The organism is Eudoraea chungangensis (assembly GCF_029360665.1).
GTDB classification, from domain to species: domain Bacteria; phylum Bacteroidota; class Bacteroidia; order Flavobacteriales; family Flavobacteriaceae; genus Eudoraea; species Eudoraea chungangensis.
This window is the reverse complement of sequence record NZ_JARDUB010000006.1, coordinates 597,175-619,837: the sequence shown is the minus strand read 5'-3', so window position 1 is coordinate 619,837 and position 22,663 is coordinate 597,175. Positions and strand designations below refer to the sequence as shown.

The 22,663-nt window shown below is 36.6% G+C and carries 23 protein-coding genes; 10 read left to right on the top strand and 13 right to left on the bottom strand.

The window, feature by feature from the left end; genetic code table 11:
- Positions 1-57: 57 nt before the first annotated feature.
- The 6 genes from PXG98_RS15635 to PXG98_RS15610 all read left to right on the top strand — a co-directional run bounded on the left by PXG98_RS15635 (position 58) and on the right by PXG98_RS15610 (position 5,856).
- A complete protein-coding gene (locus PXG98_RS15635) occupies positions 58-867 on the top strand; it encodes an enoyl-ACP reductase FabI (protein WP_276392684.1) in 810 nt (269 codons plus the stop codon).
- 61 nt (positions 868-928) lie between these two features.
- Complete coding sequence (locus PXG98_RS15630; protein ID WP_276392682.1) at positions 929-1,945, top strand: glycosyltransferase family 2 protein; 1,017 nt, start codon at positions 929-931, stop codon at positions 1,943-1,945.
- Positions 1,932-2,900 (top strand): CdaR family protein, encoded by a 969-nt coding sequence (locus tag PXG98_RS15625; RefSeq protein WP_276392680.1) that lies wholly within the window; start codon positions 1,932-1,934, stop codon positions 2,898-2,900. Before PXG98_RS15630 ends, PXG98_RS15625 begins: the two co-directional genes overlap by 14 nt.
- Entirely contained in the window at positions 2,897-3,484 is a 588-nt protein-coding gene (coaE, locus tag PXG98_RS15620; RefSeq protein ID WP_276392679.1) for a dephospho-CoA kinase, read from the top strand. Before PXG98_RS15625 ends, coaE begins: the two co-directional genes overlap by 4 nt.
- A gap of 80 nt (positions 3,485-3,564) precedes the next feature.
- Complete coding sequence (locus PXG98_RS15615; RefSeq protein ID WP_276392678.1) at positions 3,565-5,145, top strand: sensor histidine kinase; 1,581 nt, start codon at positions 3,565-3,567, stop codon at positions 5,143-5,145.
- 6 nt (positions 5,146-5,151) lie between these two features.
- A complete protein-coding gene (locus tag PXG98_RS15610; RefSeq protein ID WP_276392677.1) occupies positions 5,152-5,856 on the top strand; it encodes a response regulator transcription factor in 705 nt (234 codons plus the stop codon).
- 54 nt (positions 5,857-5,910) lie between these two features.
- On the opposite strand, the gene PXG98_RS15605 is transcribed toward PXG98_RS15610, so the two are convergent.
- Genes PXG98_RS15605 through PXG98_RS15570 form a run of 8 tightly spaced genes read right to left on the bottom strand, consistent with a single transcriptional unit; the run spans position 5,911 to position 13,156 of the window.
- On the bottom strand, positions 5,911-6,408 hold the full coding sequence (locus PXG98_RS15605) for a gluconokinase (protein WP_276392675.1): 498 nt from the start codon (positions 6,406-6,408) through the stop codon (positions 5,911-5,913).
- A complete protein-coding gene (miaA, locus tag PXG98_RS15600) occupies positions 6,405-7,322 on the bottom strand; it encodes a tRNA (adenosine(37)-N6)-dimethylallyltransferase MiaA (RefSeq protein ID WP_276392673.1) in 918 nt (305 codons plus the stop codon). The genes PXG98_RS15605 and miaA overlap by 4 nt, the downstream gene beginning before the upstream one ends.
- The gene (locus PXG98_RS15595; protein WP_276392671.1) at positions 7,319-8,152 is read right to left on the bottom strand and encodes an ion transporter; all 834 of its coding nucleotides are present in this window, start codon (positions 8,150-8,152) and stop codon (positions 7,319-7,321) included. Before PXG98_RS15595 ends, miaA begins: the two co-directional genes overlap by 4 nt.
- Positions 8,152-9,270: an exonuclease domain-containing protein gene (locus tag PXG98_RS15590; RefSeq protein WP_276392669.1), complete on the bottom strand. Its 1,119-nt coding sequence runs from the start codon at positions 9,268-9,270 to the stop codon at positions 8,152-8,154. The genes PXG98_RS15595 and PXG98_RS15590 overlap by 1 nt, the downstream gene beginning before the upstream one ends.
- Before the next feature lie 33 nt (positions 9,271-9,303).
- Positions 9,304-9,960, bottom strand: a complete 657-nt coding sequence (locus PXG98_RS15585; protein WP_276392667.1) for a YggS family pyridoxal phosphate-dependent enzyme — start codon at positions 9,958-9,960, stop codon at positions 9,304-9,306.
- A gap of 58 nt (positions 9,961-10,018) precedes the next feature.
- A complete protein-coding gene (locus PXG98_RS15580) occupies positions 10,019-11,254 on the bottom strand; it encodes a DUF1015 domain-containing protein (RefSeq protein ID WP_276392665.1) in 1,236 nt (411 codons plus the stop codon).
- A gap of 3 nt (positions 11,255-11,257) precedes the next feature.
- A complete protein-coding gene (locus tag PXG98_RS15575) occupies positions 11,258-12,148 on the bottom strand; it encodes a 3-hydroxybutyryl-CoA dehydrogenase (RefSeq protein ID WP_276392663.1) in 891 nt (296 codons plus the stop codon).
- Positions 12,149-12,193: 45 nt separating this feature from the next.
- Positions 12,194-13,156 carry a Gfo/Idh/MocA family oxidoreductase gene (locus PXG98_RS15570; RefSeq protein ID WP_276392661.1) on the bottom strand — a complete coding sequence of 321 codons (963 nt, stop codon included), beginning with the start codon at positions 13,154-13,156 and terminating at the stop codon, positions 12,194-12,196.
- A gap of 117 nt (positions 13,157-13,273) precedes the next feature.
- Here PXG98_RS15570 and PXG98_RS15565 point away from each other — a divergent pair, with 117 nt between their 5' ends.
- A complete protein-coding gene (locus tag PXG98_RS15565) occupies positions 13,274-13,915 on the top strand; it encodes a protein-L-isoaspartate(D-aspartate) O-methyltransferase (RefSeq protein ID WP_276392660.1) in 642 nt (213 codons plus the stop codon).
- 5 nt (positions 13,916-13,920) lie between these two features.
- Here the strand turns inward: PXG98_RS15565 and smpB are convergent, their stop codons facing one another.
- Positions 13,921-14,382 carry an SsrA-binding protein SmpB gene (gene smpB / locus PXG98_RS15560; RefSeq protein ID WP_276392659.1) on the bottom strand — a complete coding sequence of 154 codons (462 nt, stop codon included), beginning with the start codon at positions 14,380-14,382 and terminating at the stop codon, positions 13,921-13,923.
- Between the two features lie 108 nt (positions 14,383-14,490).
- Between smpB and PXG98_RS15555 the strand changes: the two genes are divergently transcribed.
- Complete coding sequence (locus PXG98_RS15555; RefSeq protein ID WP_276392658.1) at positions 14,491-15,240, top strand: DUF6503 family protein; 750 nt, start codon at positions 14,491-14,493, stop codon at positions 15,238-15,240.
- Here the strand turns inward: PXG98_RS15555 and PXG98_RS15550 are convergent.
- Positions 15,218-15,760, bottom strand: a complete 543-nt coding sequence (locus PXG98_RS15550; protein WP_276392657.1) for a SixA phosphatase family protein — start codon at positions 15,758-15,760, stop codon at positions 15,218-15,220. The genes PXG98_RS15555 and PXG98_RS15550 overlap by 23 nt on opposite strands.
- A gap of 92 nt (positions 15,761-15,852) precedes the next feature.
- On the opposite strand from PXG98_RS15550, the gene PXG98_RS15545 reads away from it, so the two are divergent.
- On the top strand, positions 15,853-17,502 hold the full coding sequence (locus PXG98_RS15545; protein ID WP_276392655.1) for a PorP/SprF family type IX secretion system membrane protein: 1,650 nt from the start codon (positions 15,853-15,855) through the stop codon (positions 17,500-17,502).
- A 1-nt stretch (position 17,503) separates the two neighbouring features.
- Here PXG98_RS15545 and PXG98_RS15540 read toward each other — a convergent pair whose 3' ends face one another.
- Together PXG98_RS15540 and clpB are read right to left on the bottom strand one after the other, a co-directional pair.
- Positions 17,504-18,100 (bottom strand): TetR/AcrR family transcriptional regulator, encoded by a 597-nt coding sequence (locus tag PXG98_RS15540; RefSeq protein WP_276392653.1) that lies wholly within the window; start codon positions 18,098-18,100, stop codon positions 17,504-17,506.
- Between the two features lie 110 nt (positions 18,101-18,210).
- Positions 18,211-20,811 (bottom strand): ATP-dependent chaperone ClpB, encoded by a 2,601-nt coding sequence (gene clpB, locus PXG98_RS15535; RefSeq protein ID WP_276392651.1) that lies wholly within the window; start codon positions 20,809-20,811, stop codon positions 18,211-18,213.
- Between the two features lie 157 nt (positions 20,812-20,968).
- Between clpB and ytxJ the strand changes: the two genes are divergently transcribed.
- Positions 20,969-21,364, top strand: coding sequence for a bacillithiol system redox-active protein YtxJ (gene ytxJ / locus PXG98_RS15530; protein ID WP_276392649.1), 396 nt, complete (start codon positions 20,969-20,971; stop codon positions 21,362-21,364).
- Between the two features lie 30 nt (positions 21,365-21,394).
- On the opposite strand, the gene PXG98_RS15525 is transcribed toward ytxJ, so the two are convergent.
- Positions 21,395-22,582 (bottom strand): hypothetical protein, encoded by a 1,188-nt coding sequence (locus tag PXG98_RS15525; protein WP_276392647.1) that lies wholly within the window; start codon positions 22,580-22,582, stop codon positions 21,395-21,397.
- Positions 22,583-22,663 lie beyond the last annotated feature (81 nt).

The window sequence follows — 22,663 nt, the reverse complement described above, 5'->3', positions numbered from 1 at the left end:
TCTGCGTTATACTTTTTTAAATATCTTTGGTCTAGAATTAATCCAAACTAATACAAAATGACTTATAATTTACTAAAGGGGAAGAGGGGAATTATTTTTGGTGCCTTAGATGAAAACTCCATCGCTTGGAAAACCGCTGAGAGGGTACACGCCGAAGGTGGGACTTTTGTTTTGACTAATGCTCCTATTGCTATGCGAATGGGGCAAATAAAGACTTTGGCCGAGAAAACGGGATCTGAGATAATTCCAGCGGATGCCACCAATGAAGAAGATCTTGCAAATCTGGTAGCTAAAGCTACCGAAATTCTGGGTGGTAAACTGGATTTTGTACTTCACTCTATTGGAATGTCTGTAAATGTTAGAAAAGGAAGGGCTTATACAGATGAGAAATATGATTTTACGACCAAGGGCTGGGACGTTTCTGCACTTTCTTTCCACAAAGTTATGCAGAGCTTGTATAAGGCAGACGCCATGAATTCTTGGGGAAGTATTGTAGCACTAACCTATATGGCGGCTCAGAGAACATTTCCCGATTATAACGATATGGCAGATAATAAAGCTTATCTGGAGTCTGTGGCTCGTAGTTTTGGTTACTTCTTTGGTAAAGAAAAACAGGTTAGAGTTAATACGATTTCACAATCACCAACTCCGACTACAGCCGGACAAGGGGTTAAAGGCTTTGACGCATTTATAAACTACGCAGAAAAAATGTCTCCTTTAGGAAACGCTACTGCACAAGAGTGTGCAGATTATACAGTGTCCTTATTTTCGGATTTAACCAGAAAGGTGACCATGCAAAACCTGTTTCACGACGGAGGGTTCTCTAATACTGGTGTAAGTCAGGATGTGATTGAGCATTTTGAGTAAATAGATATTTTAAAAATTTTAAAAGCCATCTTGCCAGGGATGGCTTTTATATTAAACACTTATGGTCCTCTTTTTTTCTATAATTATTCCGGTTTTCAATAGGCCAGAAGAAATACATGAACTCTTAGAAAGCCTAACCTCCCTTGGGTATAAAGAAGCTTTTGAAATATTGATTATTGAGGATGGTTCCAATATGCCGGCAGCCGATGTGGTGCAAAAGTTTCAAAAACAATTGCCAGTTAAATATATTGCTAAAAACAATACAGGTCCTGGAGACTCGAGAAACTTTGGAATGGCAAAGGCCTCTGGTAACTATTTTATTCTTTTAGATTCCGATTGCCTGGTGCCTCCTAACTATTTATCGGTAGTGGCGAATTCTTTAGCCCAGAACTATGTTGATTGTTTTGGTGGGCCAGATGCCGCGCACAGCTCGTTTTCTCAGGTCCAAAAGGCGATAAACTATGCCATGACCTCATTTATCACCACAGGAGGAATCAGAGGTCGAAAAAAGGCTGTGAACGAGTTTCAGCCTCGAAGCTTTAATATGGGATTATCCAAAAAAGCCTTCGATATTTCCGGTGGCTTCGGAAATATACATCCTGGCGAAGATCCGGACCTCAGCCTGCGTTTAAAAAAAGCAGGACTAGGGAGTAAATTGATTCCTGAGGCCATAGTTTTTCATAAAAGACGTATCGACTTTAGTAAATTCTACCTTCAAGTAAAAAAGTTTGGTAAGGTCCGACCAATACTGAATAAATGGCATCCGGATTCTGCGAAAATCACTTACTGGTTTCCAACTTTATTCACTTTGGGATTTCTTTTAACGAGTGTAGGTTTACTATGGAACTTAGACCTGGCTAAGGCTTTTCTTATTTTTTATTTGGTTTATTTCCTTTTCATTTTTTTCGATTCCTCAAAAAAGAATAAAAGCGCTTTAGTAGGTCTTTTGGCTATTTTGGCTACGGCAATACAGTTTTATGGCTATGGTCTTGGTTTTTTAAAATCGATAATCTTGATTACTTTTAGTAAAAAGCCTCCTAGAGTTTTGTTCCCAGAATTGTTTTTTGAAAACAGATAACATGGTAAAAGATCACAAACGAAGTAATAACAAAAGGAAAATCAACATTTTTCTAATATTTCTATTGTGCTCTTTTTTAGCATGGTTGGTAAGTAAGCTTTCAGAGTCTTATACTTCCACAGTTAGCTTTAATCTGACTTATGTAAATGCTCCCGATACGCTCGTCTTTGCGGGGGCTTCCTTTAATGAAATAGATGCAAGACTGGAGGCAAATGGTTTTCAATTGCTTCGGAATAACTTTTATGAAAAAGAACTAAAAATAGACCTTTCAAATCTGCGTAATGATCAAGAAGGCTATTATTTAACCAGGACAGACTATAGAAAGCAATTAGAGAAACAGGTGTCAGGTACCATGAATCTATTAGAGTTAAACGGAGATACCTTATTCATTAAACTTTACAGTATTAGTGAGAAGGAGGTTGGTATAGTACCCAGTGTTAATTTAAGCCCTGCTCAGAACTATATTATCGATGGGGAAATAGAAGTAGAGCCTTCCGTGGTAACCATTAAAGGACCAAGAGATGAAATAAACCGTATTTCCAGTATTTCTACTGAGGAAATAATTAGAGAGCAGCTGACCGATAATTTTTCTATCCATACGGAACTAATAATGCCGGAGGAATTAAAAAATAGTGTTCTGTCTCAAAACTCTATAAGAATATCAGGAAAGGTTTATCGTTTTTCGGAAAAAGTTCTTGAAGTCCCGATAGTCGTAATTAATATTCCGGAAGGAACAGAGATAAGCACATTTCCAAGTTCTGTCAGTGTTTTATGCAAGGCCAAAGTTGATGCACTCAAGGAATTAGTAGCTGCAGATATACCTCTTATTGCAGATTTTAGAGAAAGAAATATGGCAGAATCTTTACTTAACCTTAAAATAGCGGAATTGCCTGAAGGGGTATACGATATACAACTGCTTAAAACTGAAGTAGAATTTATTCTAAAAAGACCATGACTTACGTGGGTCTTACCGGAGGCATAGGAAGTGGAAAGTCTACTGTTGCCAGTTTTTTTGCCGACTTAGGTGTTCCTGTTTATAATTCAGATGAGCGAGCGAAATTGCTTATGAATACATCCGAGAGCTTAAAAAGGAATATTAAGAAACTTCTGGGCACTAATGCCTATAAGAGTGAAACATTAGACAAAACCTATGTTGCGGAACAGGTTTTTGGGGATAATGCCTTATTGCAAAAACTAAATAAACTGGTACATCCTGCGGTAAAGAAAGACTTTTATGAATGGGCTCAGGAACAAACATCACCCTACGTTATACAAGAAGCCGCCATACTTTTTGAAAACGGATCTTATGTAAATTATAACAAGATGATCCTTGTAAAGGCCCCTGAAATGGAGCGTATTAGAAGAGTTGCCGCCAGGGATAAAACAACTACGGATCAGATATTAGATCGAATGAAAACACAATGGGAGGACGACAGAAAGATTCCTTTAGCCGATTATGTTATTGAAAATATTAATCTAGAAGAAACGCAAAATAGTGTTAAGAAGATTCACGAAGATCTTTTAAAATCAATTAGTTAAGTCCTTTTTTTAACATTTTTGTTAAGGTTTGGTTAAACACACAAACTTCTAAATGTTAAATTTCTAATTTTACCCAAACGATGAATAAGAGGTTATTTGTAAGTCTGGTGATCTTGATGAGTCTCTCTCTTATTGGGATCATCTCAGTGCAACTCTATTGGATAAAGAGTTCTGTAGAGGATAAGGAAGAACAGTTTTCTAATGCCATTTCTCAGGTCTTAACTAAGGTTACGGACAAGATTGAGGATAGGGAAATGGACGATTATTCAGACCGTTTTTTGAATTTAAAGGATAGTGTGGGAGAATTTAAAAGTTCTCATTTAAGCAACATCTTTTTTATAGATCGTGATCTTAACTCTAATGAAATACTCTTTTATTCCCATGGGATACTAGAAGAAGATTACAATATAGCATCTACGTTCTTTGACAATGGCAATGGTAATGATTCTACGTCCATAAAAAACTATACCAGTAAGAGAACTAAAACGGTATATAAAGAAGAATTTGGTTTAGATGGTAAAAGCTACAAGTTAAATCCTATTCAAAAACTTGAAAAAGTTGGAGGTCTGTCTTCAATTGACAAGGCCATGTTTGATGATGTATATAGGGTATACGCAGAAAAAGTTCCTATACACAAGCGGGTTACAAGACAGGAAATTGAGCTTCTATTAGACAGAGAACTTGAAAATAGAGGAATGAATATAGACTATGAGTACGGGGTTTATAGTAAAGGTCTTCCAACAAAAGTGAAGTCACCAAAGTTCAAGTTTGGAAAGTCGACCATTTATAAAGCTCCATTTTTCAGGGATAGTGAAGGAAATAGTAATTTTTCACTTTTAATTAATTTCCCTAAAAAGAAGAAGTTTTTGCTTCAATCTATTCTTGGAATGGCTATTCTATCTTTGGTTTTCACCTTGATTATCGTAATAGCTTATTCCGGGGCAATATATCAACTGATAAAACAAAAACAGATTTCTGAAATAAAGTCCGACTTTATTAATAATATGACGCATGAGTTTAAGACTCCCATAGCAACCATCAATTTGGCCGTAGAAGCAATCAAAAACCCAAAAATAATTGGAGATTCGGAAAAAGTACAGCGCTATTTGCAGATGATACGTGAAGAGAACAAGCGAATGCATGCACAGGTAGAAAATGTTTTGCGAATATCTAAACTGGAAAAAAATCAGCTGGATATTAGTAAGGATAGAGTAGATGTTCACGACATTATTACCAAGGCAATTACCCACGTGCAATTAATTGTAAATGATAGAGGAGGGTATATTAAAACACATTTAAATGCAGTTAGGTCAGAAGTTTTGGCTAATGAGATGCATTTTGGAAATGTCATTGTGAATATTTTGGACAATGCGGTAAAGTATTCTCCAAATGAACCAAAAATTGATGTATTTACTGAAGTAGTAAATAATTTTATTGTCATTGAAATAAGAGACCAGGGAGCAGGAATGAGCAGGGCTGTTTTGAAAAAAGTTTTTGAAAAGTTTTATAGAGAACATACCGGAGATATACATAATGTAAAAGGACATGGTTTAGGCCTGGCCTACGTAAAAAAAATAGTAGAAGATCATCAAGGGGAGGTTTACGCAGAAAGCGAAAAAGACAAAGGAAGTAGCTTTTATCTTAAACTACCATTAATCTAACGAATTATGGAAACAATAAACAAAAAAATACTTTTAGTAGAAGACGATCCTAATTTTGGTATTGTTTTAAAGGACTACTTATCCATGAATGATTTTGACGTCACTTTGGCCAAAAATGGTATGGAAGGTTTTGAAAAGTTCAAAAAGGACAATTATGACATTTGTATTCTAGATGTTATGATGCCTTACAAAGATGGTTTTACCCTGGCTAAAGAAATTAGGGAGAAAAATGAAAATGTTCCGATAGTTTTTCTGACCGCCAAAACCATGAAAGAAGATGTCTTAAAAGGGTATAAGGCCGGAGCGGATGACTATCTTAACAAGCCATTTGATTCCGAAGTTTTACTAATGAAACTTAGAGCAATTCTTCAAAGAAAAGCATCTAACACATTGGCAGACAGCAAACAATTTGAATTTACAATAGGAAATTTCCATTTGAACTCAAAACTGCGTTTTCTTAAGTATAAAGAGGAGGAGCCCATTAAACTTTCTCCTAAGGAGAATGAGCTTCTAAGACTTTTAGCACTTCATGAAAACGACCTGATGCCTAGGGAATTAGCCTTGACCAAGATATGGAGAGACGATAATTATTTTACTTCCAGAAGTATGGATGTTTATATTGCCAAACTTCGTAAGTACTTAAAGCGAGACGACGTAGTAGAAATACTCAATATACACGGTGAAGGTTTTAGATTAGTAGTAAAATCTTAAACGGAGCTTAGATATTAGCATTAAAAAGCATCCTTTTATAGGATGCTTTTTAATTTAAGCTTTTAGCTCTAACAATATTTTTGCCACCATTTCCTCGGGAGTTTGACTAATAGAGATATTTAGCGCATTTACGGGTGGTTCTAGGGTTTTGAATTGCGATTCTAAAAGGGTAGAGGGCATAAAATGATCTTTTCTCTTTTTCATTCGCAACCAAATCTCATCAAAGCTACCATCTAGAAATACCCATTTTGTTATGTCTTCGATGTTTTGTTCTAACAGATTCCTATAAGTTTTTTTTAAAGCTGAACAACCGATTATCGCCCCATTTTCTTTATGGTCTATAGCAAGGGCATTAAGCTTTTCAAGCCAGCCAATTCGATCTGCATCGGTCAGTGGTACTCCTGATGCCATTTTTTTTACATTTTCTTTTGGATGAAAGTCATCTGCATCAAAAAAAGGAAGTTGTAATTTGTCGGCAAGCATACTGCCGACAGTACTCTTTCCACAACCAGATACCCCTATGATATACACTATATTGCCTACTATTTTCATCTGTTGCTTCCTGAAATTTTTGAGTCAATTGTCTCGATAATGCTATTTATATCCGTTTTATGATCAAACCAAAGAGCATTAGGATCTTTCTTAAACCAATTTAGCTGTCTTTTCGCAAATCGTCTTGTATTTTTCTTTATTTCTTCTATGGCCGTTTCCTTGTTGAAGCTTCCATCGAAAAAGTGGAATATCTCTTTGTAACCAACCGTCTGAAGGGCGTTTAGTTTTCGATATGCGAGTAGGCCTTCAACTTCTTGAAACAAACCCATCTTTACCATTTTATCAACCCTAGAATTAATCCTTTCGTATATAACATCTCTTTCTGCCTTAAGTCCCACCAAAACAGTCTTAAAAGACCGTTCTTTACGTTCAGGAGTTAAATAGGACGAATAGGGTTTGCCAGTTCCCAAACATATTTCTAGCGCCCTAATAATTCTTTGTGGATTTTGCAGATCTACCTTGTCATAGTAGGTCGGATCCTTCGCTTTTAACTCATTTTGTAGATACTCTATACCTTGTTCTTTAAATACCTTATTTAGTTTATTTCTAATATTCTTATCAACCTCTGGAAAACTGTTTAAGCCGTAAAGTACGGCATTGATATACAAACCGCTTCCACCCACAAGGATAACTATATCGTGTTTAGCAAACAATTTATGTAAGAGTTCTATACAGTCTTTTTCAAAATCCCCAACGGTGTAAAAGTCTTCGACACTCTTATGATGAATAAAATAGTGCTTAACTGACTTAAGTTCTTTTTGAGACGGGACAGCGGTACCAATGCTCATTTCTTGATAAAACTGCCTGGAATCTGCACTTAATATTACCGTATTATAGTATTCTGCCAAGGAAATAGCTAAACGCGTCTTACCAATTGCCGTAGGACCTACAATCGTTAACAGATTTTTTTTCATTTTAAAGAACTTCCACAGTTATAGCAGTGCTTTGCATTGTTTTGGTGCCCTTCAACTCCACAAGAGGCACATACCATAGGGCTTTCTTCTTTGATGGTGTTTCTTCCTTTGGCAATTTCAACTGTAACAATTCCAGTCGGAACAGCGATGATTCCATACCCAATGATCATAATTAAGGTAGCAATAAACTGGCCTAGCCCTGTTTCCGGAGAAATATCTCCATAGCCCACGGTAGTAAGTGTAACAATGGTCCAATAAACACTGTGAGGAATACTATTAAACCCATGTTCTGGTCCTTCAATTAAATACATTATTGTCCCTAGTAATACAGAGACTACTAAGACAAAGAAAACGAAGATAAATATCTTGGTTCTGCTTGCATGCAATGCTCGCATAAGGTTATTAGACTCCCCTACATAACGAACCAATTTTAATATACGAAATACTCTTAGTAAGCGTAAAGCTCTAAAAGCAGTAATATACTGGGTCCCACCAACAAAAAAGGAAAGATACTTGGGAATTGTAGACAGAAGATCTACTATACCAAAAAAACTAAAAATATACTCTTTGGGCCTTCGTATGCAAACAAGTCGTAAGATATATTCGATTGAAAATAGGATGGTAACTACCCATTCGGAAATATCAAAAAAAGTATGATATTTTCCATCCATTGAAGGGATGCTTTCCAACATTACAATTAGGATACTATATAATATCACTACAAGCAGGATGATATCAAATAACTTACCTGCAGGAGTATGAGTCCCATAAATTATTTCATGAATTTTAAATCTCCAACCTTTTTTCGGTTCTATTTTTGGGTCTAACACTATAATTTGTTTAACTCTATAACCTCAAGTGCCTTTTTCTGCTTTAAATATCCTTCGATTATGGTTTTTGAACCTGCAGAAAAGGCCATGGGCGTAATAACAGATTCTAAGATATGAATATTATTTATTTGATGATTCAAATTGTAATAACCCAATCCAATAAAATGCCCATTCTTTACTAGGATTACACTGCGTTCGCCTATCTCCCTGCCCGTGTCTTTGATAATAAATGAGCTAGACGAATGGTCATAACCATTTAGTTGTATTGGTTTAATCCCCTTCGATTTATTAGTCTTTCTGGGCGTATTATTATATTTGGGCTTGTTTCTTTGAAGCTCCTCGTTCTCCTTTAAAAGGGCTACTAATTCACTGCCAGTTTTCTCAAAAGTAACTTTTCTTGTTTCCTTTTGCAGTTTTCTAGCTTTTTCACCATCCTGGATAAAATGCCTGTTTACTCGTTTTTTAAGATTACTACTTTTTCCTAAATAGATTATTTCCCCATCTTTATTATGCATATAATAGATGCCTACTTCAGATGGAATACTCTCTACGATATCTAATTGTCTGGCAGATAATTCTCCTAGAGTCTCTGCTCTGACGATCTCCTTGATAATGTTTTTGTCAGAATCTTTTGCGAGAAGTAATTTGAAAAGCATTAAAGTGGCAAGAGCGTCACCATTTGCTCTATGCCGGTCGCTTACAGGAATGCCCAAAGATCTGACCAATTTCCCTAAGCTGTGTGATTCCGCTTCTGGTATTAGTTTTTTAGAAAGGTCAACTGTGCAGAGGGTTTTTCGCTCAAATTGATACCCAAGTCTTCGGAATTCAGTTCTCAATATTCTATAGTCGAATTGCGCATTGTGGGCCACAATTACTGTGTCTTTTGTTATTTCTACAATGCGTTTCGCTACTTCGTAAAATTTTGGGGCAGTACGTAACATTTTGTTATTTATCCCGGTGAGATTTACTACAAAGGGTTGGATTTCCTTCTCAGGATTAATTAGACTAATAAATTTATCTACTACATTATGGCCATCAAATTTGTGGATGGCGATCTCGGTTATGCCTTCTTCGTTAAATTTACCTCCTGTAGTTTCAATATCCAGTACGGTGTACATAGGTTGTTATATCTCGTTGCTTTAAAACAAGGATTAATAATTCCTTTGCCCAAATATACTACTTCCAATGCGGACCATAGTACTGCCTTCCTCGATAGCAATCTTATAATCAGCACTCATTCCCATGGATAAAACGCGAAGATTTTCGTTTTTTTCTCTTATTTGGTCAAAGAGCCTTTTCAAGTATTTAAATTCTGATCGTATTGTATTTGTCTCATCTGTATAAGTGGCCATCCCCATTAATCCCGTAATTCTTATATTTTTTAATTCTAAGTTAGTTATGTCTTTTAGCACTGCCATTAAACCTTCCTCTGAAAGACCAAACTTCGAGTCTTCTTTGGCTATATGGACTTGCAGTAAACAGTCTATTACTCGTTGGTTTTTTAGTCCTTGCTTGTTTATTTCTTTAAGTAGTTTAAGACTGTCTACTCCATGAATTAACGAAACAAAAGGCGCCATATATTTTACTTTGTTGGTTTGCACATGTCCTATCATATGCCACCTAATATCCTTGGGTAAATTTTCCCATTTGGATACCATTTCCTGCACCTTATTCTCTCCAAAAATTCTTTGACCTGTTTCATAGGCCTCCATTATCTCTTCTTTAGACTTAGTCTTGGAAACGGCAACAAGGATAGTCTTTCCAGGCAAGCTCTTATGTATTCTTTCTAAATTAGCTTTTATTGACAAGGGCACTTAATTTACTATTTATTATTCTAACTCTTATTAAACCTATATGAACAATGGCCTACAACTTATAGATGGTCAGACCACTTTTTAATTTTGGTTCAATATAGGAACTCTTAGGTGGCATTACCAATCCTTCATCTGCAATATTCTTTATCTCCTCAACGGTAAGAGGGAGAAGACTAAATCCTACCTTAAATTTTCCTGCGTCTATTTTTCTCTTCATCTGCTCTACGTTATTCTTCCCAAATCCATATTTAATTCGTTTGTCATTCCGTAAATCTTTTATGCCCAAAATAGGTTTTAATATAGACATATAAAGTATTTGTGTGTCTAATTTACTCAGGGCATCTGTGAATGAAAAGTTTTCTGTTTTTAAATGCAGTGCATAAAACTGACCATCTAAATACATGCTAAAATGGTCTTTAGACTTAGGTTTATATACTTCGCTACCTTTGGGATAAATTGTAAAGTCTTTCTCCAGTTCTTTTAAAAATAAATCTTTGGAAAGACCATTAAGGTCGCGTACCATTCTATTAAACTCATATATTCTCACTTCAGTTTCGGCCAACAGATAACTCATGATATAATTATACGCCTCTGTACCATCATGATTATCGTTTTTTCTTTTGCGCCTTAAGGAAAATCTACTTGTAGAGGCGCTTCTGTGATGCCCATCGCCTATGTAAAAAGAGTCAACCTTACCGAAATGTTGTTTTAGAAGATTTATGGTTTGTATATCAGATATTTTCCACATTGTATGGATAGTACCGTCGGCTGATTGAAAATGATATTCGGGAGTTTTTATTGATTCAGCTACAATAATCTCGTTAATTTCCGGCCGGTCTTTATATAGCATTAAAACAGGCTCAGCTTTAAAGCCTACAACCTCTAAATAGTTTGCAAAGAGCTTCTCCCTTTTCTCAATAGTATTTTCATGTATTTTAATGATAGAGTTTCTGTATTCTTCAGCCTGAGTAGCGCATAAAATGCCACAACTACTATAATTTTGCTTTTCTAATTTATACAGGTAGAGACTGGGTTCGGAATCTTCAATAAGAATACCCCGATTTATGAAATCCAGATACTTTTCCCGAATTTTTTTATATTTTTTTTTGGGTTTCCATTTTTCTTTTGAACGGAAGTCAGGTAGTATTATCTGCAGAAAAGAATCCTTATTCTTTGTAAGTATTTCCTGTTGCTCTTCCTTTGAATAGGTCTCCAGGGAATCGGTAACGACCGACGAAACTTTTTCTGGACTAGGTCGAATGGCTCTAAAAGGTTTTATATATGCCATATGTTAGCGGCTAAATTGTGAAGCAATTTTTTCAGCCTTCCGACTTGTGGAATAGTCATAAAAACCTTCTCCGGATTTTATCCCAAGTTTTCCGGCAACCACCATATTCACCAGCAAGGGGCAAGGTGCGTATTTTGGATTTTTAAAACCATCATACAAAACTTCAAGTATAGAAAGACATACATCCAGACCTATAAAATCGGCTAATTGAAGCGGACCCATGGGATGTGCCATTCCTAACTTCATCACGGTGTCTATTTCGGCAACCCCGGCAACCCCATGAAAGAGAGTTTCAATAGCCTCATTAATCATTGGCATTAATATTCTATTCGCAACAAATCCAGGGTAGTCATTAACTTCGGTTGGTATTTTTCCGATCTTCTTGGAAAGACTAAGAATAGAATTCGTAGTTGCTGAACTGGTGCTGTACCCATTGATAACTTCCACTAGCTTCATGAGTGGAACAGGGTTCATAAAGTGCATCCCAATAACCTTGCCTGGCCTTTTGGTTGCGGAGGCAATTTTTGTAATGGAAATAGATGAAGTATTCGTCGCCAAAATAGTGTGCTCAGGGCAAATTTCATCTAACTCTTTGAATATAGAAAGTTTAAGCTCATAATTTTCAGTGGCGGCTTCAACAACCAGATCTGCCTTGGAGACACCTTCCTCTATGGAGGTAGAGGTAGTTATGCGATCTAAAGTTTGGGTTTTATCAATAGCCTGTATTTTTTCCTTATCAATCAATCTGCTGAGGTTCTTGGAAATTGTCGCTATTCCTTTTTCTAACGCAGCAGCAGAGATATCCGTCAGTATCACTGAATATCCGTTTTGGGCAAATACATGGGCTATGCCATTGCCCATAGTACCAGCTCCAATTACAGTTATATTATTCATTACTTAAACTAATTTACTTATTGATAGATTTTAGAATTGAGACGTTTATTCAAAGGCATCAATGATTTTGAGGGCAACTTCAAGAGCTTTGCCGCCCTCTGCCAAAGTCACCCTCGGCAAGGAATTGTTATTAATTGCAAATGCAAAAGATTCTAATTCGTCCTGAATTGCATTATTTGCGAGTATTTCGGGATTCTCGAAATAGATTTGCTTTTTTTCTCCCTCGGCATTTTGTAATACCATATCAAAAGCACCTGTTTCCTCGGGTGCATCTTTCATTTTTACCACCTCTACTTTCTTTTCTAAAAAATCCACAGAGATGTACGCATCTCGTTGAAAAAATCTAGATTTACGCATACTTTTGAGAGATATTCTACTCGCTGTTAGATTGGCTACACATCCATTTTTGAATTCTATTCGGGCGTTTGCAATGTCGGGAGATTTACTAATCACGGATACTCCACTAGCCATAATATTGCTTACTTCTGAGTCTACCACACTTAGAATGATGTCGATATCATGTATCATTAAATCCAACACTACCGGAACATCAGTGCCTCTGGGATTAAATTCTGCCAGCCGATGTGTTTCAATAAACATCGGATTACGCACCATTTTTTTTACTGCCGTAAACGCCGGGTTGAAGCGTTCTACATGTCCAACCTGTCCTTTTACCTTATGCTTTTTTGCAATATCAATAAGTTCAACTGCTTCATCCAGTGTATGGGTAATTGGTTTTTCTATAAAGACATGCTTTCCTTTCATCATTGCGCGCTTGGCACATTCAAAATGCGAAAGAGTAGGCGTTACTATATCTACAACTTCTACGGCATCTATGAGTTTTCCGATGTTATCGTAATAGGTATAACCAAATTCAGCTGCTACTTTTTGTCCATGTATGGCATCTGGGTCGTAAAAACCTATTAAATCGTAGTCTTTCGATTCTGCTAGCAGACGCAGATGAATTTTTCCTAAATGTCCTGCGCCTAGGACTCCTACTTTGAGCATATATTTTAGTTTTGTCAAAAATAAGGAGATTAATTTTAAATTAATGAAATCAATTAGCCCTAAATCTTGGGGATATTAAATTGTATTTTTCTAAATTTAGCCGAAGAAAAAAATCCATTGAAAGACACGTTTAAGCACAAGGGTATGCGTAATAAGCTTGTAGAAACTATTACAAGCAAAGGCATTCAAGATAAGAGGGTTTTAGAAGCCATTAGAAATGTTCCAAGACATATGTTTATGGACAGCAGTTTTGAGGGGCATGCCTATCAAGATAAGGCTTTTCCTATAGCTGCCGAACAGACTATCTCACAACCCTATACCGTGGCTTTTCAAACCGAATTATTAAAGGCAGCTCCTGGAAGTAAGGTTTTGGAAATCGGAACGGGAAGTGGATACCAGGCTGCGGTATTACTCTTTATGAAGTTCAAGGTCTATACTATTGAAAGGCAGTTAGAACTCTTCAAAAAAACATCGTTGTTTTTTAAGAAAATGGGATATCGCCCCAAAAAATTTATTTTCGGTGACGGCTACAAAGGAATGCCGGAAGAAGCTCCTTTTGATGCGATTCTGGTTACAGCAGGCGCTCCGTCTATTCCTAAGGCGTTGTTGTCTCAATTGAAAGTAGGGGGTAGATTGGTGATTCCTGTAGGGGAAGAAAGTCAGATTATGACGGTCGTAATTCGAAAATCAGATAAAGAATTCGAACGAGAGGAATTCGGATCTTTTAAATTTGTACCGCTTTTAGAAAATAAAAACTAAAGGGCTTAGTTATTAAAGCTTTTTTTTATCCTGGCTAGATCGCGCTTATTGTCCCGATCTTTGATCACCTCTCTTTTGTCGTATAGTTTTTTTCCTTTTGCAAGTACTATTTTAAGTTTAGCTAATCCTTTAGAATTTATGAAAAGATTTAGAGGTATAATGGTTAACCCAGTATTCTGAACCTCTTTAAGTAGCTTCTTAAGTTCCCTTTTGTGTAAAAGAAGTTTTCTAGCGGCTTTGGGCAAATGATTAAAATGAGTGGCATGCGAATATTCTTGCACTGTCATATTTATTACCAACAATTCTCCCTTTTCATTAAACTCGCAGAAACTTTCAGATATAGAAGCTTTGCCAGCTCTTATGGCCTTAATTTCTGTACCTTTGAGCACAATACCTGCGGTGTAAGTGTCCAGAAATTCATATTCAAAACGGGCCTTCTTATTTTTAATATTAACATCTTTCTGCATTAGGCAAAAGTAATAACAAATGGAGAATCAGAAAGAGGTTATGGAAATTTTAGTGCAGATATTGTAAGGAAGAGCCTTGTTTTTCGATAATGGTTTAAAATATTAAAAATGTATAGATACATAATACTTGCTATGAGCTCTTTATTTCTCTCCTGTAAAGAAGCGAGTGTAAATAAACTAACAGCACAACAAATTATTGATAAATCTATTGAAGCATCCGGAGGCCACTTGCTTAGCCAAAGTGAAGTATCTTTTGTTTTTAGAAATGTTCTATACAAACGAAGTAGAAGTAAAAGAGGTAAGGTGCTAGAAAGGATTTTTATAAGGGACAGTAATCAAATAAGGGATGTTTATTCGCCCAGAGGTTTTGAAAGATATGTAAATAATGAATTAGTAAGTCTGGCCGATTCTACAGCTAGAAAGTATCAAAATTCGATAAATTCGGTCCACTATTTCGCTTACTTGCCAGAAGGATTAAACGATAAAGCGGTGATTAAGAAATTGCTAGGGGAGACCCAGATAGAAGAGACCTATTATTATGTTGTGGAGGTGACGTTTAATGAAGAGGATGGAGGAGATGATTTTGATGATGTTTATTTGTATTGGTTTAATAAAGAGAATTTTAAGGTTGATTACTTAGCCTATCAGTTTAGTGTTAATGATGGAGGAGTTCGTTTTAGAGAAGCTTATAACGAAAGGGTTATTAATGGTATTAGGTTTGTAGATTATAGGAATTATGGTGAAGACGGAGAGGTTTCTGTATTCGAGGTTGAAGAAAAATTCATACAACAAAGAATTCCATTAAAATCTTCAATTATTTTGGAAGATATAAAGGTTAGTCCGGACAGTTACAATTAAAATGTAAACGCTGACTGCTTACTTTATTACCTGTAATCTGTACAATAAATAAACTTCCATTATCATAATCATCCATGGGCGGATATGCTTCTTCCCCAAGGACTTTATTCACAAATTCGGGCGTGCTATTACTGTGGCCAACTACCAAAACGTTTTGTCCGAGGTGATTGTTTTTAAATTGAACGATGTCTACCGTTTCTGCGTCGTAGTAAGTAACGTTTAAATCTTGTTTTACAGCCGATGGCGCTGCTGTCATGGCAGTTCTTTCGTAGTCTGTAGTATAAATAGCATCTAAGGAAACGTCTTGTAGTATTTCAGCCCAATGCATGGCTCTTCCCAGGCCTTTCTGATTAAGTTCTGGGTCTATATTACCGAGATCTGATCTATCTTTTTCGGCATGTCTAATAAAGTAGAACGTAGAGACAATAGCTTCTGGTGTTTCAACAGCACTTTGTTCTTCTTTACAAGAGATAAAACAAAGTATTAATGAAGTAAATAATAAAAGTTTAAATGTTTTCATAATCGGTTGGTTTGATTATTTTTGTCGGCATGCTCTTATGTAACTGCATTTCGGTGAAATTAGTATGTTAAACCCACGTTTTTTCCTAGTTTATGCTCAAAAAAAACCTCCTTATTTGTTTGGTTTTCACCGTGTTTATTGTAAAAGCACAGGAGCCTAATCTTCCTACGGATTTTAGACAGCATAACCTCACACAATTTAATAGTAGTTTACTAAGTCCGGTTTTTTCATTAGACCGGAACGATCCACAGTCCGTTGCCTTATGGACCAGATGGCAGTGGCAGTCTATTGATGCAGACCCTACTACCGTCTTTTTTAACTATACCAGAAAGTTAAATAATGAATCTGCTATCGGCGCAGGTTTTATTCAGAATAATACAGGCGTATTTGTAAATACCGGGGGAATTCTTAATTATGCCTATAACTTTGAGCTCAACTCTTCTACCTTTATTGCAGTTGGGGTAAACCTTATTGGTTATCAGAGAGAACTAGCCGATCCTTTTAATCAAAATCCTGATTTTGACTTTCCTCAATTTGAAGAAAGAAATAGCTTTATTTTACAGTTGGCACCTGCAGTACGATTACAATACAACACCTTAAGTTTTGGTATCGCAATGGAAAATATTGTAGACTACAACTTTACCGAGGAGGAAGGTCTTGCCAGTACTACCGGGAAAATATATACATTGTTAGGAAGTTATGATATTCCCTTAGGAACCTTAGACAATCCCATGACTTCGTACATTAGACCTTCTATATATTATAGGAGATTGCCAGAATTTAAAAATCAACTTGGGTTTAACGGGTATTATTCTCACCCAAAGTATTGGGGCCAGCTTGGTTTCAATAGCTTTTATGGTATTTCTGCGGGAGCTGGGGGCCGATTTTTTGAGAAGTTTTCATTCGGTGCTTTAATAGAATTTGGAACTGGCGGGGAATTAAAAGGAGAAGACCCAACGATAGAACTTGTTACTGCCTTTAGTTTTGGAGCGCAAGAATTTAAGTCGGAAGAGGTCCCGGAAGAAGAGCCAGCGGCTGTAGATGAACTTGAAGAAATTGAACAAAAAGAAGAGCAAGAGCGTATAGCTGCAGAACTAGCCCTTCAAGAAGCAGAACGAAAACAAGATTCGATAGCTGCAAGAGAGTCGGAACTATTGGCAAATCGGATGAGACAAGAAAGAGCAAATGATTCTATTGCCAAGGCAAACAAAGATGCGCAACTCGCAATAGAACAGCTGCGGGAGCAAAAAAGAAAAGATTCCATTAAAACTATTCAGCAAGAGCTATTAGCGGCACAGATCTTGCAAAAAGAGGAAAGGCGTCAAGATTCTATAAATGCCGTAAAAAAGGCTGAAGCCCTGGCAGAAGCACAGAAAATGGAGGAACGAAGACAAGATTCCATTAATAAAGCATTAGAAGAGCAACAGCTGGCAGAAACTCCAGAGCCCATTACCCCGGAGAAAGGGGAGAAATATGAAGAAGTTAAAACAGAGGATGGCTTAGCCCCAGGCTTCTATCTGATTGCCAATGTTTTTGGAACGAAAACCTATTACAATGCCTTTATGAAAAAGCTTACGGACCAGGGATTGAACCCTCAATCTTTCTATAGGACGAAAAATAAGTACAACTATGTCTATTTAAAACGTTACGATTCTATGGAAGAGGCTAGAAAGGCTAGAGACAGTAAATACGGAGGTAAATATCCAGATAAGACATGGATATTCCGAGTAATAGGGGAGTAAGTTATTTTGTAATTTCTTTTTGAATAAGCAGATCCAAATAGGCCACGGTGTTTATTAAATATTTCCTGTCATCACTCATTGTTGCCATAGCAATAGCTCCTTGTAACATGGTGTAAAGTTGTTTGGCAAACTGCAAAGGAGTTACGGGTAGTCTTAGCTCATTATTTTTAACACCATTTTCTAAAACTAAGGCAATTTTACCTTCGATAACACGGACGGTTTCAGCAGCAGCAGCTCTTAATAATCTATTGTTATGTTTAGCATCTATTCCCACATTTAAAACCGGGCACCCACCCATTTTAAAAGTGAAAACATCGTAATTCTTATAAAATTTAGTAAGCTGAAATAGTTTTTCTAAGGCAGTCCCTTCTATTTCCAACTGTTCATCAATGGCATTCAAAAGTTTATTGCTATTGTATTCAAAAGCAGATAAAGCCAAAGCTTCTTTGTTTTCAAAATTACCATATATCGCTCCCTTGGTTAAACCCGTTGCTTCTGTTAAATCATTCATGCTTGTACCGACATAACCTTGTCTGCTAAAAATAGGGGCAACAGTGTCAATAATGTATGCTGTTGTTTTTTCTGCTTTAGATGCCATATGAAATCCTTTTTAACGAAGATAAAAAAACTATATACTGTATGGTATTTAAAAACAAAAAAAACCTTCTCCTATTTCTAGGAGAAGGCTAAATGTATAATTCACTCGTTTTATTTAACCAATTCATTGTGATTTCTGAACACAAGTTCGTCGTCGAAGGAATCAATTAAGACAATACTCTCTGCGCTAATGTTACCACTCAAGAGCTCTTTAGACAAGCTATTCAGCACCTCTTTTTGGATAACTCTTTTAATAGGTCTGGCACCATATTGAGGATCAAACCCGCGTTCCGCTAAGAAACTTATGGCTTCATCTGTAGCGTCTATAGTAATGTGTTGCTTTTGCAATATCTTGCTCAATTGAGCTAATTGGAGTTTTACAATTTCCGTAATATCTTCCCTATTTAGCGGAGTGAACATAATTATATCGTCTATTCTATTTAGAAATTCCGGCCTAATCGTTTTTCTCAACAGTCCAAGGACTTCAATTCTAGCCGCATCCCCGGCCGTTTCTAAATCTGGAATATTCTCATATTTTTCCTGAATAATATGGCTTCCAATATTACTCGTCATTACGATAATAGTGTTCTTGAAATCTGCCACCCTACCTTTATTGTCTGTAAGTCTACCCTCGTCCAATACCTGCAATAATATATTAAAAGTATCGGGATGGGCTTTTTCAATTTCGTCTAATAGAATTACAGAATAAGGTTTTCTTCTTACGGCCTCAGTAAGTTGCCCTCCTTCATCATAGCCGACGTATCCTGGAGGTGCTCCAACTAGTCTGCTCACAGAATGTCTTTCTTGATACTCACTCATATCAATTCTTGTAAGCGCATTTTCATCGTCGAATAAATAACTAGCTAGGGTTTTAGCCAACTCTGTTTTTCCAACCCCGGTGGTACCAAGGAATAGGAAAGAGCCAATGGGTCGCTTTGCATCTTGTAAGCCAGCCCTGCTTCTTCTTATGGCGTCAGAAACCGCATTGATTGCCTCATCCTGTCCAATAACTCTCTGGTGCAAGACGCCTTCTAATTGAAGGAGTTTATCTCTTTCGCTTTGAAGCATTTTGGTAACAGGAATTCCAGTCCATTTTGCCACAACTTCCGCAATATCATCGGTGGTCACCTCTTCTTTGATTAACGTTCCTTTTTCTTGTTGGATGGACAATTCTTTTTGCAATACGTTTAAGGATTCTTGCGCATCTTTTATTTTTCCATAGCGTATTTCTGCTACGGTTCCATAATCCCCATTCCTTTCCGCTCTTTCTGCCTCCAGTTTATAGTTTTCAATATCCTGCTTTGTTTTTTGAATATTATCTACTACGGATTTCTCTCCCTCCCATTTTGTGAAAATCTCGATTCTATCCTCTTTTAAGTTCGCCAGTTCGGCGTTCAAAACCTTTAACTTGGCCTGATCATCTTCTCGTTTTATAGCTTCAATTTCAATTTCAAGCTGCATTATTTTCCGATCCATCGCGTCTAATTCCTCGGGCTTGGAATTAATCTCCATTCTCAATTTAGATGCAGCCTCATCCATTAGGTCAATAGCCTTATCCGGAAGAAAACGGTTAGTTATATATCTTTGAGAAAGTTCTACGGCTGCAATTACGGCTTCATCTTTTATCCTTACTTTATGGTGCGCCTCATATTTTTCCTTTAATCCTCTGAGGATAGAAATGGCGCTTTCCGTATCGGGTTCGTTGACAACTACTTTTTGAAAACGCCTTTCCAGAGCCTTGTCTTTTTCAAAATACTTTTGATATTCATCTAAAGTAGTAGCGCCGATTGCTCGTAACTCACCTCTGGCAAGTGCAGGTTTGAGAATGTTCGCAGCATCCATTGCGCCCTGTCCGCCACCGGCTCCTACTAAGGTGTGAATTTCGTCTATAAACAGTACAATATTCCCGTCAGAGCTGGTGACCTCTTTAATTACGGCCTTAAGTCTTTCTTCAAATTCTCCTTTGTATTTAGCTCCGGCAATAAGTGCACCCATGTCCAAAGAATAGATTATTTTATCCTTTAAATTCTCTGGTACGTCTCTTTGAACAATTCTATGGGCAAGACCTTCGGCAATTGCTGTTTTTCCCGTACCTGGCTCTCCAACCAACATTGGATTATTCTTGGTGCGTCGCGATAGAATTTGAAGAATTCGTCTTATCTCCTCATCTCTTCCAATAACTGGGTCTAGTTTTCCTTTATCTGCCAGTTCATTTAAGTTTCTTGCATATTTATTCAGGGAATTGTACGTCTCTTCTGCACTTTGTGAAGTAACCTTACCTCCTTTACGGAGTTCATTGATTGCTGTTGCTAATGCTTTTTCAGATACTCCTTGGTCTTTTAAGATTTGCGCTATTTTGCTTTTTGACTTAAAAATGGCCAGAATTAGATGTTCTATGGAAACATATTCATCTTCCATTTTGCGTGCAATAACATTCGATTCTGTTAGTGTCTTACCAGCTTCTTTAGAAAAAATAAGTTCCCCTCCTGAAACCTTAGAGAAACTTTCTAACTCTTTATCTAGTATCTGATTTACCATCGCAACGTTTACGTTTAGCTTCTTTAGTAAAAACGGAAGTACATTTTCGTCTACCTCGAATATTGCCTTAAAAAGATGTTCGTTGTCTACTTGTGGGTGTTCAAAGCCCTGCGCAATTAATTGCGCCTGCTGTATAGCCTCCTGTGCTTTTATTGTGAAATTATTTATGTTCATTATATATGTTTTATGTCGTTAATGTTTAATTTTGTTTAGTATATGGCAACAATCTTACCAAGGGAGTGGTGGCGACAAAATGGCGCTTAATACGAATAAAATAGCGACAATAAGTCAGGTTTTATACTTGATTAACTTTAAACAATAAAATTTTACTATGGGACTTTTTAATGGGTTGTTTAATGGGAAACGTTCTTCGGATGAGGCGAAGGAAGTTCAGGCAGAATGGATAGATTTGGAAGACATGGATCAACTAGAGGCAATCACAGAAGATTCACATGAGAAAATGCAGGTAGTTTTTAAACATTCTACGAGTTGTGGAATAAGTAATATGGTATTAAGGAGGTTTAAATCATCATTTGCACTGGAAGAAAATGAAGCCCGCCTCTATTATTTGGATTTACATAGACATCGAGATATTTCCAATGAAATCAGCAGAAAATTTGGAATTGCACACGAATCTCCTCAATTATTAATTGTGCGCAATGGTAAGGTTGTAGAACACGATTCCCATAGTGGAATTAATACTATAGAGCTAAAGCAATATATATAAAAAAGGCCCGACAACTAGTCGGGCCTTTTTTTAGTTGAAACGTTGTCTGACAACGATATCCTTTAATTTTAGTTTTAAGTCTTCCCCGGCATCATAGACCATTTGTTCATTAGAAGGAAACGGTACGGCCACCTGATTGGTTAAAGGAAGTAGATTGTTATCTAAAGCCCTTTTGTCTCCATTATAGTGAGCATAAACATGTTCAAATATGAATTCGCTGCTAAGAGGGTAGGTGTTGAGCTGTTGTTGACGTCGAAGATCCATATAACTCACATTACCTGTTACTTGTGCCGTTTTTAACTGTGTAAATTCATAATAATTACAACTTACAGTTCTTAGGCGGTCTATCATTATTTCATTCCCAAGGCTATCTTTTACTGCTCTACCATTTTCATCTAGTAATATTTCATACCCATCTTTCACTTGCTTTTCTTTAACTATTTGCCTTTCCTGAACCTGCTCAGGAGATATATTAATAGTTCTGAAGGCTACTAACATTTCATAATCATATTTGATATCTGCAATAGGATTAGTATGGTATTGTGTCCATTCATCATCCAGACCATAGGTATTAAAATTTAATAATTCTTCTTCCAGTCTACTGGGTACAATCTGTTCTGTTTCATTAACCACCTGTACTTTAACATAATCCTGCCCTTTACTATATGCTTCTTCCATTTTTAATCTGGCATCTAAATAACCAGGGCTTAGTTCATTCAGATAGGCAAAGTCTCTATATGCGTTTCGGTAGTCTTCTTTAAATGATGCATTTTGTAACAAAGCTGAGGCATTATCATATAGGTAGTCCGAAAGATTTTCTTTGGCTACCAGAATATTGTTGTCATAATTGTTAAAAGCGAATCTAGCTTCTCTATTTTCTTCAATAAGATACAGGGGTAATAAAGGTCTGATGCGTTCCTGCGTCTGTTTTAATTGGCTATAACTTCTATATATAGCTTCGTAGTTAGCCGGATTGCCTTCCTTTTGTAGAAAGGCTATTTTCTCCAATTCTCGTTGGGTGTTTTTACCATATGCTTCTTCTAATAAGAAAATATAGGGTTGATGATTCTTTTTGGTTTTATTATCGGCTAAGTTTCTGATAGATGTGTTTATTGCCCTATAATAGTTTCCTGTATTTAGAGCTTCTTGGGTTTTTTTTACACCTCCACAGGCATATATTAAAACCAAAATAATTGAAGATAGTACTACTTTTTTCATGACTGTTAATTATGGGGTTTGGAAGCTATTATTCAATAGCCGTGCCAAAACCTTTATTTTTCATAACGAAAAAGGAGTAAC

Coding starts and splice junctions, on each gene's coding strand:
- PXG98_RS15555 (WP_276392658.1), top strand. CDS start 14,491: ATGTATAGATACATAATACTTGCTATGAGCTCTTTATTTCTCTCCTGT.
- ytxJ (WP_276392649.1), top strand. CDS start 20,969: ATGGGACTTTTTAATGGGTTGTTTAATGGGAAACGTTCTTCGGATGAG.
- PXG98_RS15610 (WP_276392677.1), top strand. CDS start 5,152: ATGGAAACAATAAACAAAAAAATACTTTTAGTAGAAGACGATCCTAAT.
- miaA (WP_276392673.1), bottom strand. CDS start 7,322: ATGAAAAAAAATCTGTTAACGATTGTAGGTCCTACGGCAATTGGTAAG.
- PXG98_RS15635 (WP_276392684.1), top strand. CDS start 58: ATGACTTATAATTTACTAAAGGGGAAGAGGGGAATTATTTTTGGTGCC.
- PXG98_RS15630 (WP_276392682.1), top strand. CDS start 929: ATGGTCCTCTTTTTTTCTATAATTATTCCGGTTTTCAATAGGCCAGAA.
- PXG98_RS15525 (WP_276392647.1), bottom strand. CDS start 22,582: ATGAAAAAAGTAGTACTATCTTCAATTATTTTGGTTTTAATATATGCC.
- PXG98_RS15580 (WP_276392665.1), bottom strand. CDS start 11,254: ATGGCATATATAAAACCTTTTAGAGCCATTCGACCTAGTCCAGAAAAA.
- PXG98_RS15590 (WP_276392669.1), bottom strand. CDS start 9,270: ATGTACACCGTACTGGATATTGAAACTACAGGAGGTAAATTTAACGAA.
- PXG98_RS15605 (WP_276392675.1), bottom strand. CDS start 6,408: ATGAAAATAGTAGGCAATATAGTGTATATCATAGGGGTATCTGGTTGT.
- PXG98_RS15615 (WP_276392678.1), top strand. CDS start 3,565: ATGAATAAGAGGTTATTTGTAAGTCTGGTGATCTTGATGAGTCTCTCT.
- PXG98_RS15570 (WP_276392661.1), bottom strand. CDS start 13,156: ATGCTCAAAGTAGGAGTCCTAGGCGCAGGACATTTAGGAAAAATTCAT.
- coaE (WP_276392679.1), top strand. CDS start 2,897: ATGACTTACGTGGGTCTTACCGGAGGCATAGGAAGTGGAAAGTCTACT.
- PXG98_RS15575 (WP_276392663.1), bottom strand. CDS start 12,148: ATGAATAATATAACTGTAATTGGAGCTGGTACTATGGGCAATGGCATA.
- PXG98_RS15550 (WP_276392657.1), bottom strand. CDS start 15,760: ATGAAAACATTTAAACTTTTATTATTTACTTCATTAATACTTTGTTTT.
- clpB (WP_276392651.1), bottom strand. CDS start 20,811: ATGAACATAAATAATTTCACAATAAAAGCACAGGAGGCTATACAGCAG.
- PXG98_RS15545 (WP_276392655.1), top strand. CDS start 15,853: ATGCTCAAAAAAAACCTCCTTATTTGTTTGGTTTTCACCGTGTTTATT.
- PXG98_RS15540 (WP_276392653.1), bottom strand. CDS start 18,100: ATGGCATCTAAAGCAGAAAAAACAACAGCATACATTATTGACACTGTT.
- smpB (WP_276392659.1), bottom strand. CDS start 14,382: ATGCAGAAAGATGTTAATATTAAAAATAAGAAGGCCCGTTTTGAATAT.